This is a genomic window from Flavobacterium sp. KBS0721 (genome assembly GCF_002007065.3).
Lineage (GTDB): Bacteria > Bacteroidota > Bacteroidia > Flavobacteriales > Flavobacteriaceae > Flavobacterium > Flavobacterium piscis.
The window spans coordinates 2,458,743-2,476,375 of record NZ_CP042170.1; the positions used below are offsets into that span (position 1 = coordinate 2,458,743).

General features: G+C 33.2%; 15 protein-coding genes. All 15 read right to left on the reverse strand.

From position 1 onward, the window contains the following. Window positions 1-54: 54 nt before the first annotated feature. Window positions 55-1,326, reverse strand: coding sequence for an adenylosuccinate synthase (locus B0M43_RS10845; protein ID WP_078008344.1), 1,272 nt, complete (start codon window positions 1,324-1,326; stop codon window positions 55-57). Window positions 1,327-1,421: 95 nt separating this feature from the next. After that, the gene (locus tag B0M43_RS10850; protein ID WP_026981862.1) at window positions 1,422-1,880 is read right to left on the reverse strand and encodes a Fur family transcriptional regulator; all 459 of its coding nucleotides are present in this window, start codon (window positions 1,878-1,880) and stop codon (window positions 1,422-1,424) included. A 90-nt stretch (window positions 1,881-1,970) separates the two neighbouring features. Then, window positions 1,971-4,193 (reverse strand): bifunctional (p)ppGpp synthetase/guanosine-3',5'-bis(diphosphate) 3'-pyrophosphohydrolase, encoded by a 2,223-nt coding sequence (locus B0M43_RS10855; protein WP_065448224.1) that lies wholly within the window; start codon window positions 4,191-4,193, stop codon window positions 1,971-1,973. Between the two features lie 382 nt (window positions 4,194-4,575). Continuing rightward, the gene (locus B0M43_RS10860) at window positions 4,576-6,114 is read right to left on the reverse strand and encodes a serine hydrolase (RefSeq protein ID WP_078008458.1); all 1,539 of its coding nucleotides are present in this window, start codon (window positions 6,112-6,114) and stop codon (window positions 4,576-4,578) included. 16 nt (window positions 6,115-6,130) lie between these two features. Then, entirely contained in the window at window positions 6,131-6,922 is a 792-nt protein-coding gene (locus B0M43_RS10865; RefSeq protein ID WP_078008343.1) for an RNA methyltransferase, read from the reverse strand. A gap of 223 nt (window positions 6,923-7,145) precedes the next feature. After that, entirely contained in the window at window positions 7,146-8,078 is a 933-nt protein-coding gene (locus tag B0M43_RS10870) for a DUF2167 domain-containing protein (protein ID WP_078008342.1), read from the reverse strand. Between the two features lie 45 nt (window positions 8,079-8,123). Further along, complete coding sequence (locus B0M43_RS10875) at window positions 8,124-9,209, reverse strand: phosphoglyceromutase (protein WP_078008341.1); 1,086 nt, start codon at window positions 9,207-9,209, stop codon at window positions 8,124-8,126. Between the two features lie 81 nt (window positions 9,210-9,290). Next, on the reverse strand, window positions 9,291-10,385 hold the full coding sequence (locus tag B0M43_RS10880) for a hypothetical protein (RefSeq protein WP_078008340.1): 1,095 nt from the start codon (window positions 10,383-10,385) through the stop codon (window positions 9,291-9,293). 73 nt (window positions 10,386-10,458) lie between these two features. Then, the gene (locus B0M43_RS10885) at window positions 10,459-11,745 is read right to left on the reverse strand and encodes a DUF58 domain-containing protein (RefSeq protein ID WP_078008339.1); all 1,287 of its coding nucleotides are present in this window, start codon (window positions 11,743-11,745) and stop codon (window positions 10,459-10,461) included. Window positions 11,746-11,822: 77 nt separating this feature from the next. Continuing rightward, complete coding sequence (locus B0M43_RS10890; protein WP_078008338.1) at window positions 11,823-12,437, reverse strand: hypothetical protein; 615 nt, start codon at window positions 12,435-12,437, stop codon at window positions 11,823-11,825. A 62-nt stretch (window positions 12,438-12,499) separates the two neighbouring features. Beyond that, a complete protein-coding gene (locus tag B0M43_RS10895; protein WP_078008337.1) occupies window positions 12,500-13,513 on the reverse strand; it encodes a MoxR family ATPase in 1,014 nt (337 codons plus the stop codon). 221 nt (window positions 13,514-13,734) lie between these two features. Beyond that, on the reverse strand, window positions 13,735-14,943 hold the full coding sequence (locus tag B0M43_RS10900; protein WP_078008336.1) for a DUF4350 domain-containing protein: 1,209 nt from the start codon (window positions 14,941-14,943) through the stop codon (window positions 13,735-13,737). Beyond that, window positions 14,936-15,709 carry a DUF4129 domain-containing protein gene (locus B0M43_RS10905; RefSeq protein WP_078008335.1) on the reverse strand — a complete coding sequence of 258 codons (774 nt, stop codon included), beginning with the start codon at window positions 15,707-15,709 and terminating at the stop codon, window positions 14,936-14,938. The genes B0M43_RS10900 and B0M43_RS10905 overlap by 8 nt, the downstream gene beginning before the upstream one ends. Next, window positions 15,702-16,649: a hypothetical protein gene (locus B0M43_RS10910; protein ID WP_078008334.1), complete on the reverse strand. Its 948-nt coding sequence runs from the start codon at window positions 16,647-16,649 to the stop codon at window positions 15,702-15,704. The genes B0M43_RS10905 and B0M43_RS10910 overlap by 8 nt, the downstream gene beginning before the upstream one ends. After that, entirely contained in the window at window positions 16,649-17,614 is a 966-nt protein-coding gene (locus B0M43_RS10915; protein ID WP_065448234.1) for a stage II sporulation protein M, read from the reverse strand. Before B0M43_RS10915 ends, B0M43_RS10910 begins: the two co-directional genes overlap by 1 nt. Between the last annotated feature and the right edge of the window lie 19 nt (window positions 17,615-17,633).

Below are 17,633 nucleotides of genomic sequence, written 5' to 3' on the forward strand. Positions count from 1 at the left end.
ATAAGAAATCTTTTGTATAAAAAAACGCTCTGGTTATCAGAGCGTTTAGATGTATTATTTTGTTATTGTTTGCTTTCTGTCAGGTCCAACAGATACAATTTTAATTGGCACTCCAACTTCTTCTTCAATAAACTCAATATATTCTTTTAGCTCAATTGGTAATTGATCGTAAGTCGTCAATCCTGTTAAGTCAGCTTTCCATCCTTTAAATTCTTTATAAACAGGAGTTACGTTTTCCGGCTCGATGTTGTAAGGAAAGTGAGAAATGTTTTGTCCTTTATAGTTGTATTCTGTACAAACTTTCAAAGTTTCGAATCCTGAAAGAACATCGCCTTTCATCATCATTAACTGAGTAACTCCGTTTACCTGAACAGCATATTTTAAAGCTACAAGGTCTAACCATCCGCAACGTCTTTGTCTTCCTGTAACAGATCCAAATTCGTTACCCACTTTTGCCATAGTAGCACCAACTTCGTCAAAAAGTTCAGTTGGGAATGGTCCGCTACCAACACGTGTTACGTAAGCTTTAAAAATTCCGTATACTTCTTTGATTTTGTTAGGCGCAATTCCTAAACCAGTACAAGCTCCTGCAGCAGTAGTATTTGACGAAGTTACGAAAGGATAAGTTCCAAAATCAACATCTAATAAAGATCCCTGAGCTCCTTCGCATAAAATAGATTTACCTGCTTTTTGAGCCTGGTAGATATATTCTTCACTGTCGATAAAATCTAATTTTTTTAATTCTTCGATAGCTTCAAAAAACTCTTTTTCAAGTTCAGCTAAGTTGTATTGAATTGCTACATCATAAAAAGCAATCATTGCTTCATGTTTGTCAGCCAATGCTCTGTAACGTTCTTTAAAATCTTCTAATTCAATATCTCCAACACGTAATCCGTTTCTTCCGGTTTTGTCCATGTAAGTTGGTCCAATTCCTTTAAGAGTAGAACCAATTTTAGCTTTTCCTTTAGACGCTTCAGAAGCTGCATCAAGCAAACGGTGCGTTGGTAAAATTAAATGTGCTTTTCTTGAAATGATCAATTTGTTTTTGATATCAAGGTTGAATTTCTCCAAACCTTCAATTTCTTTTTGAAAAACTACCGGATCTATTACAACACCATTACCAATGATATTTATTGAATTTTTATGAAAAATTCCAGAAGGAATGGTTCTTAATACATGTTTAATTCCGTCAAATTCTAATGTATGTCCTGCATTTGGTCCTCCCTGAAAACGTGCAATAATATCATAATTTGAGGTAAGAACGTCAACAATTTTCCCTTTACCTTCATCTCCCCATTGTAATCCTAGTAATAAATCTACGGTCATTCTGTTTTAATTTGCGTTGAGGCAATTTGAGTTGCCCTACTGATTAATGTAGTTAATTTTCTTTTTTTTATTTTTTAAAATAATGCGTTTCCGGACTATTGTTTTTGCTTTTTGTTTCCGTAGAAATACAATGAATGATTCGTAATTTCGATATCAAATATTTCTTCGATTGTTTTTTTGATGGTTTGAATTCTTGGATCGCAAAATTCGATTACCTCACCAGAATCAGTCATGATGATATGGTCATGCTGTTTATCAAAATATGATTTTTCGTAGTAAGCCTGATTTTGCCCAAATTGATGTTTTCTAACCAAAGCGCAGTCTAACAATAACTCGATCGTGTTGTATAATGTAGCTCTACTCACACGATAGTTCTTGTTTTTCATCTTGATATATAAGTTTTCTATATCAAAATGCTCTTCGCTATCGTAAATTTCCTGAAGTATAGCATAACGCTCAGGAGTTTTGCGATGCCCTTTTTGCTCAAGATACATTGTAAATACATTTTTTACAATTTCTTGATTCTTAGTGTTGTCAGTTGAAATGAGTGTCATATCCGGCAAAGATAATTTTTTATTTTTAATGAATAAAAGTTTCGGGTTTAAAGTTTAGTTATAAAACCCTTATAGATAGGTTAAAAAAGTTTAAGTTCTGTACTCTCTCGTCACTTTATCAACCCCATCAATTTTTTTAATCGCATTAATCATTTTCTTTAAAATGGTATTGTTTTGAACAATTACAGCAATCTGACCATGAAAAATTCCGGCATCTGTGCTTAACGAAATGCTTTGAATATTCACGCTCATATTGTTCGAGATCACTCTGGTTAACTGATTGGTAAGTCCTAAAACATCCATTCCCGTAATATTTATAATAGCCTTGAATTCTTCTTGAGATGAATCGATCCATTTGGCACTCATGATTCGATAAGCATAATTAGACTGCATGCCAATCGCATTAGGGCAGTCTTTTTTGTGTACTTTAATTCCTTCGTTTATCGTTACAAATCCAAAAACATCATCTCCAGGAATTGGATTGCAGCATGGCGAAAGTTTATAATCGAGTTTATCATGTTCAGTACCAAAAACCAGCATATCATAATTACTGCTGATTACTTGTTTATGAATATCATCGGCAGCAGTTGTATCTTTATTTCTTTTAATTTTATTTTTGAAGAAATTGATAAACGTATTGCTTTTTTGAGCGGCATAATCTTTTAATTGCTGATTCTCGATTGCTCCAATTCCAACTCTGTAAAATAAATCTAAACTCGTTTTGAGTTTAAAAAAGTTTACCAGTTCATTAATAACCTGCTCGTTGATCGTTATCTTTAAATGTCTTAGTTTTCGGGTAAGTAATTCTTTTCCTTCTTCAGCAATTTTTTTAGTGTTCTCGTTAAGAACGTTTTTTATTTTCGTTTTGGCTCTTGATGTGGTTACATATTCTAACCAGTTTACAGTTGGTTTTTGGTTGGCAGAAGTAATTACTTCCACCTGATCACCACTTTTTAACTCGTGATTTAACGGAACTAAACGTCCATTTACACGGGTTCCTCTGGTTTTTATTCCAATTTCTGAGTGAATACTAAACGCAAAATCCAGCGAAGTAGCACCTTTTGGCAGTGATTTAATTTCTCCTTTTGGCGTAAAGACAAAGATTTCTTTCGAATATAAATTCATTTTAAAATCTTCAACAAAATCAACCGCATTCGTTTCCTGATTTTCCAACGCTTCACGAAGCAAATTCAACCAAACATCCAGACCGCTTTCTTCCGTAGCGCCATTTTTATATTTGTAATGCGCTGCATAACCTTTCTCTGCAATTTCATCCATACGCTCGCTTCGAACCTGCACTTCGACCCAACGGCCTTTTGGTCCCATTACGGTAATGTGCAAAGCCTCGTAACCAGTTGATTTTGGAGATGAAATCCAGTCACGCAAACGACTCGGGCTTGGTCTGTAGTGGTCTGTTACGATCGAGTAGATTTTCCAGGCCACAAATTTTTCGTCGTGCTGATCTGATTTATAGACAATTCTAAGAGCAAATTTGTCGTACACTTCATCAAAACTTACATTTTGAGCACGCATTTTACGACGGATCGAATAAATAGATTTCGGACGTCCCTTAATTACATAATCGATACTTTCATTGTCGAGAGATTTCTTTAAAACATCCGAAATATCTTTGATATAAGCGTCCTGTTCTTCTTTTGTCTCCCTTATTTTGCTTACAATATCATTGTAAACAGCCGGTTCTGTATATTTTAAACCTAAATCTTCTAATTTGGTTTTTATATTATAAAGCCCTAAACGATGGGCAAGAGGGGCATAAATATAAAGCGTTTCCGAAGCAATTTTGGTTTGCTTGTATTCTGCCATCGAATCCATAGTTTGCATATTATGCAAACGATCGGCGAGTTTTATCAAAATTACACGAACGTCATCGTTCAGTGTAAGGATCATTTTTCTGAAATTTTCTGCCTGCATCGAGGCATTCAGATCTTTTTGAACTAACGAAATTTTGGTTAAACCTTCTACAAGTTGAGCCACTTTTGGGTTAAATAAACGTTCAATATCCTCGACTGTCATAGGAGTATCTTCGACAACGTCGTGCAATAAAGCCGCAGCAATAGAGGTTGCTCCTAAACCAATTTCAGAAGCCACAATTTTCGCAACTGCAATAGGATGAAAGATATACGCTTCGCCAGATTTACGTCTTTGTTCTTTATGTGCATCTACTGCGACATCAAATGCTTTTCGGATTAATTTTTTGTCGGTTGGACTTAAAGTCTGATAACTGATTCGAAGTAATTCTTTATACTCTTGGGCAATTGCTTTATTTTCTTTCTCAATATCTATTTCTATCATAACGGCATAGTTCAAGTACTAAAAATAAGAATAAGTTTGAATATACGCAAGGGAATGAAGGGTTGATTTCTGATTTCTGATTTTAGATTTTAGAGGGTAGATTTTGGCTTGTCAAATCGAGCCGAGTCGAGATTTTTTGTGATAGAAAGGACTTCGACTTCGCTCAGTCTGACAATAGAATATGTCATTTGTGATGTTAAATAAAAATTGATTTATCAATTTTTATTTTAACAAATCTAAAATCTAAAATCTAAAATCTAAAATCTAAAATCTAAAATCTAAAATCTAAAATCTAAAATCTAAAATCTAAAATCTAAAATCTAAAATCTAAAATCTAAAATCTAAAATCTAAAATCTAAAATCTAAAATCTAAAATCTAAAACTACTCTTTCATAAAATCCAAATCCTGAAAATCATAACTAAAATCAGTTAGTTCAGAGATGGGAAGCATTTTTAAGTTGATTACTTTTCCGGTTTCACCGTATTTGAAAAGTAGATGTGCATCGGCATGAAAAAAGGCGTTGTTCCATTTTACGACATAATTTCCATCTTTATAAAAGAAAACTTCACCAACAAGTTGTGGCGAACGTTTTGATGCAAAATAGGCTTTTCCTTTTTTCTCTGTTATGATAACTTCTCCAAACCAATTGTCTTTGTAGGTCCCGGTTATTTTAGAGAAATCAATTTTTAGTTTGTCCTTTTTATTTTTTGCAACGGCTGCCCAAACTTCGTCAGTCACTTTATCTGCTGATTCTTCGCTGGCTTTCGCACGGTTGCTGTAAGTGGTTACATAATCTTCGGGTTTAATTCCCAAATAACTGTCCTTTATCGTATTTGTTATGGCAGTAAATGCCGCTCCGGATTGTTGATTGGTCAGGACAATAATTCCTAAACCTATCTCCGGAATCAAGGTAGTTTGTGTCACATTTCCTTCTAATCCGCCGGTATGCGAAACTTGTTTGTATCCTTTTACATCACTCAAAAACCAACCTAAACCATATCCTGAAAAATGAGTATTGTAAGGTAGTTTTGTTTTTGCCGGAATAATGGTTTGCAATTGCCACATTTCGTCGTGTTCTTTCTCTGAAAATAATTGCTTATTGTCTCCGTATTTCCCATTGTTGATTTGTAAAATCGCCCATTTACTCAAATCATTTACGCTTGAATAAATTCCGGCAGCTCCGTCAAAAAGCTGATTTTCATAACGTTTTATCGTTTTCAGTTTTCCGTCAACAGGAACATGTGGCGTAATAACGTTTGTAGTGTCTTTTAAACGTTTTACAGAGGCTACGCTATTGTTCATTTCCAAAGGTTTCATGATGCGTTCCTCAACAAAATCTGCCCAGGTTTTTCCGCTTATAACATGTACAATTTCGCCTGCGATAATGTACATCAAATTGTCGTAATCGTATTTGGTTCTAAAACTCGAAACCGGTTTTAAGTATCTTAAATTATGAACGATATCCTGCGCTTTAAAATCACTTCCGTCAGGCCAGATCATCAAATCTCCCGCTCCAAGTCCGAGGCCGCTTCTGTGAGTTAAAAGATCACGAATTGTAAATTCGCGAGTCACATAATCATCGTACATTTTAAAATCCGGAAGATATTTCAGGACTTTATCATCCCATTTTATTTTACCCTCATCTACCAGCATAGCAAGTGCTGCCGTTGTAAATGCTTTACTATTTGAGGCAATCCCAAAAAGGGTATTGGCGTCTACTTTTTGTTGTGTCAAAACCGATTTTACTCCATATCCTTTTGCCAGCACTACTTTTCCGTCTTTTACAATTGCAACCGCAATTCCGGGAACATCAAAAGCTTTTATGGTACGATTCACCAATTCATCTACTTCCTGATTCGTAATTTGAGCCGAAACTGAAAAAGAAAATAATAAGGCTAAAAGTGATAATTTATAACTCATAATTTTGAATTTGTAATTAATTAAATCCTCTTTGGCGTTTGGCTTCAAAAATTAAAATAGCCGCCGCAACAGAGACGTTCATGCTGTCGATTTCGCCCTGCATTGGAATTATAATATTCTGAGTTGCGGCATCACGCCAATCCTGTGTTAATCCTGTGGCTTCCGTACCCACAACCAAAGCGGTTGGAGTAGTAAAATCCTGTGTATGATAAGAGGTTGAATTTTGTAGTGTAGCGCAGTAAAAATCGATCTTTTTTTCTTTCAAAAAAGCAATAATTTCGGCTGTTGTTCCTGTGGCAATCTGGTTGGTAAACAAACAACCAACGCTTGAACGAACAATATTTGGGTTGTACAAATCGCTTTTTGGGTTGGCAATCAAAACGGCATCCAGATTTGCAGCATCGGCAGTACGTAAAAGTGCGCCAATATTTCCTGGTTTTTCAGGTGCTTCAGCGACAATTATCAACGGATTATCAGATAATTTTAAATCAGATAATGACATCGATTTGGTTTTGGCTATAGCCAAAATTCCTTCGGTGGTATCGCGATAGGCTAATTTCTGATAGACTTCTTTATTGATTTCGATTAATGAAACTGGCGTATTTACCAATTTATTAATCTGACTTTCAGTTACCAATTCCGGTAAAAACAAAACAGTTTCTATTTCGTAACCGCCTTTTATGGCAAGTGAAATTTCGCGTAATCCTTCAATCAAAAATGTTCCGGTTTGTTTTCGGGCTTTTGCCTTTTCTTGTAATAAAACGAGCGATTTTATAAACGGATTTTGTATTGAAGTGATTTGTTTCATTTTTTTTAAAGGTACTTAGGTTCTGAGGCGCTAAGGTACTGAGATTTTTTTTAAAAGTTGCAAAGGTTCAGATTTGCAAAGGTTCAGAGGTTTAAGGCGAAATAAAAAAAGTTAGCCACAGATTAAAGGATTAAAATGATTCCTATAGTTTTTTAATCATTTTAATCCTTTAATCTGTGGCTAATAAATTAGCGCAAATTGGTGAAATTCGTGGCAAAAAAAATTATTCTTCTTTAGAATTGTTTTCTTCTAATAATGCAATTTCTTCTTCTTGTGGTTTTGATACCACCTGATCTTTTTTACCAAAAAGAAACTTCTTAAGGCCTGCAAATGCTGCAATAATCCCGATCACGATGATTTTTCCAAATTTAGCCAAAATAGCAAAAAAGCCTACTTTTGCTAAAACTTTTCCGGCAACTAAACCACCAATTGTCCAAGCGGCAACGGTATCTGTGTCGGCATCAAAGTCAAGGTATTTGTGTCCCTGATTGAATTCTACACTTTTTAAGATTCCAGGAATACTTGCTTTTACTTCTGCAAGTTCGCTCATACCAGCAACGGCCGAAATATTGTACATTCCTTTTCTTCCTAAAACTCTTAAATCATAGTTTAAAGTATTGGCTTCATCTGTCCCGAATTTTAATTCTTTTGCCCAATGCAACACTTTTAAATTATTGTCATAGTAAGGTTTTGATGCCCAGCCTACTAATTGTACTTCGGGATAACCACCTTTTTTACGTTCTTCATTTTCTGCCTGAACATCTTCTTTCATGGTTTTCAGTAAATCGTCATAATCGATATCTCCGGCGTCATCGTCTTTTACAAAACCATCTCCCTGATAGCTAATTACGAACATCCAGCTATTGCTATGTGTAACACCTTTTCCGTCAGGAACAAGAGATCCTAAAATGCTTTTGTCTTCGGGATTTCCCCATAAATTGCTTAAAACATCCTGAGTTTGCGCTGCATTTAAAAATTTAAATCCTTTAGGAACATTAAGAGTTCCTTCTCCTTCTGATAAAGTGATTTTTCCGGATTCATATTTAAAAGATTTTTCGATCTTATCATAATACGCTGCAAGTGTATCGTTTGTTTGTGCTAATAATTTTGGACTGAATACAGTCATTAAAAAAAGAAATACTAAAGTTTTTTTCATTTTGGTCAATTGGTTTTGGTTGGTTGTTATTTTTGGTTTAATTTATTATTCGTGAAATATTTCTTTAATTTCATCGGCCACAGGATGCGAAGTTGTAAAAGTGTATCCCATAACTTTGGCGATGGTTTGTGCGGTTTGTTTTTGATACAATTGAGATTGGGTTTTGACTTCGCCTTTTGGTGCGATTTCTGGTCCCATTGCAGCAAACCAAATCTCAGATGCTCCTGCAACGTCAGATCCGTGATCTGTCCATTCTTTCTTCTTTTTATCACCACGGCCATGATCGACAGTGATTAGTAAAGTCGTTTTGTTTTTGTACTGAGGATCATTTTGTAAAAATTCCCAGATTTCCTTAATCCATTTATCTACCTGATTGGCAGCATCAAGATACGATCTGTATTGTCCTGAATGCGCCCATTCATCAGTTTCGCCGTAAGCAATATAAAGCACTTTTGGTTTCTTTGTTTTAAGTTCGTCCATAGCCTGATAATGGGTAAAAACATCCAGACATTCATCTTCATGAAAAGGCTTATAAGAGTTATCACGCATTGCATTGAGCAGTTTCTGGGTTTCGGTTGGATTATTTCCTCCAATGCTGTCAAAGGCAGAAATTACAGGAAAACCACTTCTTTTTTCGTTTAAGATTCGATCAAAGGCATTCCATGCACCAAAAGCATTCACTTTACCGTTTAGATTAGGCTGTTGGTTTAAAAACTCCAACACATTTACATTCGGATTGTCTTTATAATGATTAGAATTCACCGCATTATCTGCGTTTCCGGTCATCATTTCGCTATATCCGGGATAGCTAATCCAGTATTTATTGGTAACATCTACTTTATTACCCAAATCACGATTGCCATAAATTTGCCCTTTCGAAGCAATTTCAGACCATAAAAAAGGCATTATTTTTTGGCGGGCTTCTGCAATATCAGCACTTCCGTATTTTTTGTAAATGTACTTTCTGTCTCCCTGATTAAATCTTTTATTATCGGCAATTTCTTTGTCCATTCCCTTAAAAACTTCCTGCCATCTAAAACCATCTGTGGTTATGATGATGATGTTTTCTGTTTTTTGTGCGTGGGATAAAAGGCTTGTGAAGGCGAATATAGTTAAAATTAGTTTTTTCATATTTTTCGGAGTTAAACAATTTTGATGAAACAAAGGTTTGAAGAATTTTTTTAAACAGATTTACAGAATGATATTAAAATGTTATTTTATTTGCTCATCATTTTTGAATATTTCTAGTTTAAAATAATTTAAATCTTCTGTTATCAAATAGTCCACAATTAGATTCATATCCTCCATTAATTTGAGATATGAAAAAACGGTTTTTAAATGTTCACTTTCTTTTGTCAGATTTTCCCATTTTTCTATAAAGATTGTAATTCTCTTTTCTTTTACTTTAATTATTTCAAAATAAATTCCAATATGTAAATGTTCAACCTTTTTTATATGAATTTCCTGTGAAGTATAATTATCCTTATAATTTTCAATTTTAATATAATCTTTTTGTAAAATATTTATAAATTTTTTAGTTGCTGCTAAATACAAATTCAAATCTTTGGAAGCTAAAAATTCAAATACTTTACGATAATGTATATTTGAGTTTGAGTCTTTAGATTTTAAATGAATAATTTCATTTCTAATTTGTTCAATTTCCAGTATTTGCCCAATAATATTTCTATTTGTTTCTACATTAAATTCAATACCAGGTATTTTTGGAAGTATGATTTCTATTTTTTCTTTAAAGCTTATCCACCTCTCAATGTTTTCTTTATTAAGTTTAGTGATTTGCTCTTGAAATTTATTTGAATTTGATATCTCAATTTTTGAATAAATAAAATCCTCGGGAATAATGAAATTGATAAAAGCCTCTACTGAAAGATGAATAAATATAATTGCACTTATTCTATATTGTATAAAACGATTAAATATTGGCGTATCAATAAGTTTTATACGTTCGAATTTATCTGATGCGATGTAATGAAAAGTTTCAGCATATTTTTCTGTGATTTGTACTTGCTGATAAGCTAAATCAAAATATGCTTGAATTAAATTAGGGGCAATACCTGCAAAAACTATTTTTTTATTTGTAAATGTGGTTGCCTGAAAAAAATCTCCCTCTTTATTAGCAAGTAATAAATTAGATTTATTTTGTTTTAGCTCCTTTTCCCAAATTTTCAATGGTTTTTCAATTAGAGCTTGTTTGACTATTCTTTTTGTTTTTTCAGATTTATCATGTAAAATCTCTGTAGGTACCTTAAAGATTTTCATTCCTTCAATTCGAGTTTTCTTTAAGTTCATACTTTTTTAGTTTTAATTTAAATTGAATATTTGTTATTTCACATTATAAAACCTGAATATTTTGTATGAAGACTTACAAAATTCCTCTCGCCTTAATCTCTAAATATTTATTAATCGTATCCAAAGTCAGATTTTCAGGTTGTGTTAAAACCGAATGTATGCCGTATTTTTTCAGTTCGTTTGCGATTAGTCGTTTTTCGAACATGAATTTTTCAGCGATTACTTTATCGTAAACTTCCTGAATAGTATCGGTTTTTTTATTGATGATGGAATTCAGTTCTGTATTGCTAAAAAAGACAACAACTAATAAATGGCTTTTTGCAATTCCTTTTAAATAAGGTAACTGTCGATTTAAACCGTCCATGGTTTCAAAATTCGTATACAAAATAATCAAACTTCGCTGATTGATGTTTTTCTTGATGTCGACATACAAACGGCTGTAATCACTTTCGAAAAAGTCAGTCTTGATATTGTATAAAGTTTCGAGGATTTTCTGCATTTGCGAAGCTCTTTTCTCGGCAAAAACTCTATTTTCTACTTTTTTAGAAAAGGCAAAAATCCCGGCTTTATCTTGTTTTTTCAGAATTACATTAGCTAAAACCAAAGTCGAATTAATAGCATAATCCAATAAACTCAATCCGTCAAAAGGCATTTGCATGACGCGGCCTTTATCGATCGCCATATAAACCGATTGTGATTTTTCGTCCTGAAACTGGTTCACCATTAACGAATTTTTCTTTGCCGTGGCTTTCCAGTTTAGCGTTCTTAAATCGTCGCCCTGAACATATTCCTTGATTTGTTCGAATTCCATTGTATGACCAATTCGGCGTATTTTTTTGATTCCGTATTGGTATAAATTATTCGAAAAAGCGAGTAAATCATATTTTCTTAACTGAATGTAAGAGGGATATGTAGGCACCATTTTATCTTTATCGAAAGAAAATCTTCTGGAAACTAATTTTAGAGGAGAAGAAACATAGATGTTTAAATATCCAAAGAAATATTCCCCACGTTCAGTTGGGCGCAGATCATAACCAAATTCTTTATGTTCAGAGGCTTTAATCGTTTTTACAATTTTGAAATCACGTACCTGAAACTGAAACGGAATTTCGTCTATAATCTTAACGGAAATTTTAAAAGTATAACGGTTTTTGATACTGACAGTTACAGGATTTAAATCACCGTTCGAAAGTTTTTCTGGTGTTATTCTTTCGGCTTCGATTCCTGTTTTGGTGATGTATAAAATTAAAATGTCAAGCCCTAAAAAAGTGACTAAAACCAAAACCACAAACCAAACAGCATTGTATAAGTTTGGAAAAATAAAAGCACAAACAAATAATCCAATAATGCCCAAAAGCATATAAAAGAAGAAGTTATTGAGGTAAAGGCTTTTTATGAATTTCAATTTTTATAAAATTAGGGTTAAAGATCTTTGTACTATATTTTAGTAAAGCTTTGATAATTAAAACCATCTAAAACGGCAATTTTCCAGATTCCATTTTCTTTTACTGCAGTTACTTTATATTTAGGAGTTTCTTTCCATTCTGTCCAGGTCCAGTAAAAAGTAGCTTTATTATTCTGAATCTTTAAATCGTTTACTTTTAGTGTTTTCCAGTACAATTCAGGATTGTCCTGACAATCGCACCATGGATTACTATCAGAGCCGTATGGAGGTAATTCTCCAACAAAATATTCGATCTTATTGGTTTTAAGATTCTTACCAATTTTCAATGCAATTTTGTTATAATGATCAATAAATTGTTGTGAAAAAAAATTAGAGTTTTTAAGTTCGGTCAATATTTTATTGTGGGTTTTTGTATTTAGTGCAACATATTTATCTCCTTTTTTATTTTCGACAACATCAAAATCAGCCTGCGTTTTTTTGGTTTCGATCCATTCATAAGTTTTCCTGATCAATGTTTCGAGTTGTTGTTTATCACTAGCAAAATAAATTGAGGTAGTTGTATGCTTTGCCTGTTTCGTATTTATTGGCTTAAAACTCACCAGCGAAATACAAATAAGAGATAGAAAAAATAATGTAGAAAATTTCATTAAAAAAGGTTTATTATTAGCATAACGACTGAAAAACTGAAAACTGCCACTGCGACTGAAAACTATCTCGGAATTTCAACAGTTTCGATAATTTGTTTTATAATTTCAGAGCTTGTAATACCTTCCATTTCGCGTTCAGGCGCTACAATTACACGATGTTGTAAAACCGGAATTGTAGCTTCTTTAATATCTTCAGGAGTTACAAAATCGCGTCCGCGAATGGCTGCGAAACCTTTGGCAGCATTTAAAATCGCGATCGAAGCACGAGGCGAAGCTCCCAGATATAAAAAGGCATTTTCGCGGGTGTTTACTACAATTCTTGCAATATATTCCAGCAGGTTTTGTTCTACTCTTATTTGTTTTACTAAAGCCTGGTATTCTTTTATTTCAGCGGCAGAAAGTATCGTTTTTATAGCTTCGAGTTTTCCGTGATCCTGCAATAAATGTTCTCTTTGGATGATCAGGATTTCTTCGTTTAATTTTGGATAATCAATTGTGATCTTGAATAGAAAACGGTCTAATTGCGCTTCCGGCAAACGATAGGTTCCTTCCTGCTCGATTGGGTTTTGAGTTGCAATAACCAAAAAAGGCGTTTCAAGCTGATAAGCAGATCCGTCAATGGTAATTTGGCGTTCTTCCATAACTTCAAAAAGTGCCGCTTGTGTTTTGGCCGGCGCACGATTGATCTCATCAATTAAAATTAAATTAGAGAAAATAGGGCCTTTTTTAAACTCAAATTCCGAATTTTTTAAATTAAAAATCGAAGTTCCTAAAATATCAGAAGGCATTAAATCCGGCGTAAACTGAATTCGGCTAAAGCCAATATTCAACGTTTTCGATAATAATTTTGCTGTGATGGTTTTAGCAACTCCGGGAACACCTTCGAGCAAAACGTGACCGTTTGATAAAATCGCCACCAAGAGCTGATCGATCATTTTGTGCTGTCCTACAATGACGGTTTCAAGCTCTTTTTTGATACTGTTTACGTGATCTAAAAGTGGCGTTAGATTTATTCTGGTTTCAAAATTCACATTTTCGTTTGTGATTTCATTTTCTGTTGTATTGATATCGTCCATGTTGGTCTGTTTTCTGGTTGTTTTTTTTTGCCACAGATTAAAGGATAAAATGATTTTTATTAAAATTTATTAATTTTTTCTAATCTGTGTAATTCTTTAATCTGTGGTAAATATTTTTATTTAATTCTCTATTAATTATGTTTTTTTGCCACAGATTAGAATGATTCTCACAGATTTAAATATCATTTTAATCTTTTAATCAGTGGCAAATATTTTTTTATCTAATGTATAATCTTTTCTATTGCATTATTTATTCTAATTAAATCTTCCTCAAGACTTCCGTGATAGCTATTTCGATGTTCGTTGATCAAAAATACAAGTTCCTGAATATCTGTTTCACTTTTTCCTGTTTTATGATGCAGTTTTTGAATAAAAGTATCGTCCAGTTTTGTGGTATCGATCAAATATTCGGTTCGCACTTTTTCTAAAAAGTAAATAATCTTTTTATCGATGATATTGCGGTGATCGCCTTCCTGATAATATAAATTCCCTATGGTTTTGGTAAAATCAACCGTAGAATTCGCCAAAGGTTTAAGTATAGGCACCACGCGTTGTTTGCGTTTGGCATTAAAAATAATAAAAATCAACATCCCGAATAAAAAGAAATACCATGCCCATTTTAGTCCCGGCTGAGACATAATATAACGCAAGGGCGATTGAGAAATGTTTTCATTATGCTGCCCTTTGGTATACCAGAAAATATCGCCTTTTGGTAAGTAAGATAAAACACTTTCGGCGTATTGATAATGATCTGCTTTTAATAAATTAAAATTGGTAAAAGCAACAGGTTGAGTGTGTAAATAAAAATAACCTTGTCTGTAAGGTATTTTTATAAAATTGATATGCTTTTTAGGGCTTGATTGACTGCCTTGGTATCCAAGAACGGTAGTATTTAAAGTATCAATTTTAGAAAAATAATCTTCCAGTTGTTGTGCAAAAATATATTTTTTAGGTTTGACCTTTTTGTTCGCCAGCCATAACTGAGTTTTATTGGCATTCAAAAAATCTGAATTGACTTCCAGTTTCAGCGTGTCCAACAAATATTTTGGAAAACTTTTCATGCTTAAAAAAGCATTGTTTCCGTGCGAAACAAAATAAAAAATCTCCTTAATTGATTGTTCATCAATTGTATTGGATTCTGATATATTGATGAAGGTTCCTTTGATTTTATAATTTTCTACCAGCGTGTCTTCATCATATTTAGAATCTAAAAATTCGTAAGGCGTAACCGTGGCCACTCTTTCGACTTTATGATTCTTAAAAAAGTTATTAATTTCCTTGTCAAAAACATACAATCCGTAAGGGATTTTGTCATTGACAGCATACGTTGGTCTCCACTCAATAGGCTTTGGCTGGTCACGATCTATTATTAGAATCACGGCTAAAATAAAAACCAGAACAGCAATGTAAATTTTGATGCTTTTATCCATTACTAAAGGTTTTTATGGCGTTCTTAAATCGGTTTTCGGCTTTTATAAATGAGGCTTCATCAATGGCAAATTCGCCATACCAGATATAATTATACAAGTACGACAAATACGTAAATTCTTCTTTGTGCGAAGGTCGTTGCAGTTCGTATAAATAATCAGAATTGGTTTTTTCGATATCCCATTCGATATAATGATTTTGCGCCATTACCTTTAGCAGCCATAAATAATAATAACGAATCGCAATTCTTTTCTCTCCGGTCAAAAGACTTTCTTTTATTAATTTTTCGAAATCCAGAAGATGAATATTCTTTTCGATATCAGAGTAATAAACATTTCTTTTATTCGAGTTTTTACCAAATATCCATTGACCTTCTTTATTGATTACGGCTTTTGCTATTAAGTAAATCACAAAAATAATAAGTAAGACTGCCATTGTTCTTAAAAAGATCGTTACAAAATTGACAGAAGATTGGGTATCTGACTCGCTAAAAATGCTACGGTATATTCGGGCTAGCCATTCTATAAAACTTTGCCATAAACCTTTTTCAGGGGCTTTTTGTTCGTATACGAAATCAGGATCTGTATATTTTTTTTTGAAATTTTTAGAGAAGGTTTTGGCCTCTACAGTACTGGTATCAACTTGAATATCTTTCTCGGTATATTTTACAGTATTAATTTTTGGAGGTTCGGCTGTAGCCAAAGAATCCTGGGCATGCGAAATACCTGAAAAAAAGAGAAAAGATAAAAGGAGAATTATTTTATTCATTATGGCTTCCAATTGATTCAATTTCAGTAGCCGAAAATCTATCTTCTGCTCCCAAACTATAATAAATAATTCCCTGATTGACCACCAAAACATTATTAAAGATATTACTCAATGCCATTATTAAAACAAATGCTATAGTGATCAGGATTAAAAAAAAAGGTGAAGGTTCAAAAGGCATTTTCTCAAAGTCAGGATTGGCTATTGCAAAGAAAATAAACGCAAATATTCCAACAAAATAAAAAAACATAGTTATTGAAGCCTGCACCATCTGAATCATAATCATGGCAATAAAACTCGCGCCAATTGTAGACCAAAAATCTTCTTTTAGCAATAGATGTGCATGATTTAAAGATTCAAAAAAACTTTTATCCTCTGTTAGATACGTATAAAAACTCAAATGTACCCAAGTAAATAAAGTAGGTATTGCAATGATCAATAATGGTATACCCACTAAGACAAAACAAAGAAAAAACAATACAATGATAATCATACATAAAACAGGAAATATAATGAATACAGCTCCAAGGCCAAACTTAATTATTTTCCAAAGGCTTTTTCTAAAAGCTGTTAATATGTCTTGAGTAGTAAAATTATTAGTACTTTTTTCTGCTATCAATTTTAAATACAAAATGGGATAGGAAGCGTTAAAAAGGGACAAAAGTAGTATTACTATAGAAAAAATTATTACAAAACCTGTGATTACCGGATCACGGTCAAAGTAATTTAAAAGTTCATTTGGTGTTGTTTTTTCTAAACTATTATCGACCAAAGATGTAAAGTTAAATTTTAAAAACCAATACATTAATGCACCGGAAATCAATAGCAGACCAGCATTTATGGCGAAAAAAATCTTAAAAAATTGTTTTCCAAAATTTTTAAAAAAGGTAAACGAATCTACTATATAGTCGCCAAGTTGTCGTTTTTTGTAAAGTTCAAACATTATAATGAAGTTGTTTTTTTGTGAACAATGAAAGGATAAACCAAATAGTAAAATGAAATTATTCCTAATGTAAATAAGATGATAAAACTACTCAGCCAATTGGGCATATCGATAGAATATCGTGTTATAAAACCTTCAAGAAATCCTGCACTTATGGTAAAAGGAAAGGTACTGAGAAATATTTTGAAACTGTTTTTAAAACCTATTTTAAGCGAATTTAATCTCGAGAAAGTTTTCGGAAATAGTATAGAAGCTCCCAGAATAAATCCAGCTGCACTTTCGATGACAATGGCAAAAATTTCCATCGAACCATGAATCCAGATACCTCGGACACTTTTCCAGAAAACGCCCTGATCGTAGAAAAAGTACTGAAATGATCCTAGCATCAATGAGTTTTGAAGAAAAATATAAAAAGTTCCCAAGCCGCCAAATATGCCGTAAATGTAACATCTTGCGCCTACATAAAGGTTATTCATGGTAATGCCTATAAAACTTCCCCAGTTGCTGCCGGAGCCGTAAACCGCCATTGGATTTCCTTTTTTGATGTTGTCGAGCGTCATGTTGACATAATTATCGCCCAATATTAAACGAACAAAATTTTGATCGTATCGGGCCGAAACCACTCCCATTGCGACCGTAACAAAGAACAAAATAAACGCATAGAGCAAATATCTGCGGTATTCGTAAAGCAGTAAAGGAACCTCGGTTTTAAAGAATTCAAGAAATCTGTTTTTTTCGGTTCTTTTGGTTTTATAAATCTTTTGATAAATCTGCGAAGCAAGATGGTTTAAATAAACAACTGTCTTACTTTTTGGGTAATACGTTTGGGCATACGACAAGTCATTCATCATTTGAATGTACAAATTAGCTAACTCATCAGGATTTTTTTTAGCTTTACCAAAAATAGCGAGCTCAAACTCCAGCCATTTTTCTTTATTTTGTTTTATGAAGGCAACTTCTCTCATTGTAGGCTAAAATATAAAA

Coding starts and splice junctions, on each gene's coding strand:
- B0M43_RS10845 (WP_078008344.1), bottom strand. CDS start 1,326: ATGACCGTAGATTTATTACTAGGATTACAATGGGGAGATGAAGGTAAA.
- B0M43_RS10850 (WP_026981862.1), bottom strand. CDS start 1,880: ATGACACTCATTTCAACTGACAACACTAAGAATCAAGAAATTGTAAAA.
- B0M43_RS10855 (WP_065448224.1), bottom strand. CDS start 4,193: ATGATAGAAATAGATATTGAGAAAGAAAATAAAGCAATTGCCCAAGAG.
- B0M43_RS10860 (WP_078008458.1), bottom strand. CDS start 6,114: ATGAGTTATAAATTATCACTTTTAGCCTTATTATTTTCTTTTTCAGTT.
- B0M43_RS10865 (WP_078008343.1), bottom strand. CDS start 6,922: ATGAAACAAATCACTTCAATACAAAATCCGTTTATAAAATCGCTCGTT.
- B0M43_RS10870 (WP_078008342.1), bottom strand. CDS start 8,078: ATGAAAAAAACTTTAGTATTTCTTTTTTTAATGACTGTATTCAGTCCA.
- B0M43_RS10875 (WP_078008341.1), bottom strand. CDS start 9,209: ATGAAAAAACTAATTTTAACTATATTCGCCTTCACAAGCCTTTTATCC.
- B0M43_RS10880 (WP_078008340.1), bottom strand. CDS start 10,385: ATGAACTTAAAGAAAACTCGAATTGAAGGAATGAAAATCTTTAAGGTA.
- B0M43_RS10885 (WP_078008339.1), bottom strand. CDS start 11,745: ATGCTTTTGGGCATTATTGGATTATTTGTTTGTGCTTTTATTTTTCCA.
- B0M43_RS10890 (WP_078008338.1), bottom strand. CDS start 12,437: ATGAAATTTTCTACATTATTTTTTCTATCTCTTATTTGTATTTCGCTG.
- B0M43_RS10895 (WP_078008337.1), bottom strand. CDS start 13,513: ATGGACGATATCAATACAACAGAAAATGAAATCACAAACGAAAATGTG.
- B0M43_RS10900 (WP_078008336.1), bottom strand. CDS start 14,943: ATGGATAAAAGCATCAAAATTTACATTGCTGTTCTGGTTTTTATTTTA.
- B0M43_RS10905 (WP_078008335.1), bottom strand. CDS start 15,709: ATGAATAAAATAATTCTCCTTTTATCTTTTCTCTTTTTTTCAGGTATT.
- B0M43_RS10910 (WP_078008334.1), bottom strand. CDS start 16,649: ATGTTTGAACTTTACAAAAAACGACAACTTGGCGACTATATAGTAGAT.
- B0M43_RS10915 (WP_065448234.1), bottom strand. CDS start 17,614: ATGAGAGAAGTTGCCTTCATAAAACAAAATAAAGAAAAATGGCTGGAG.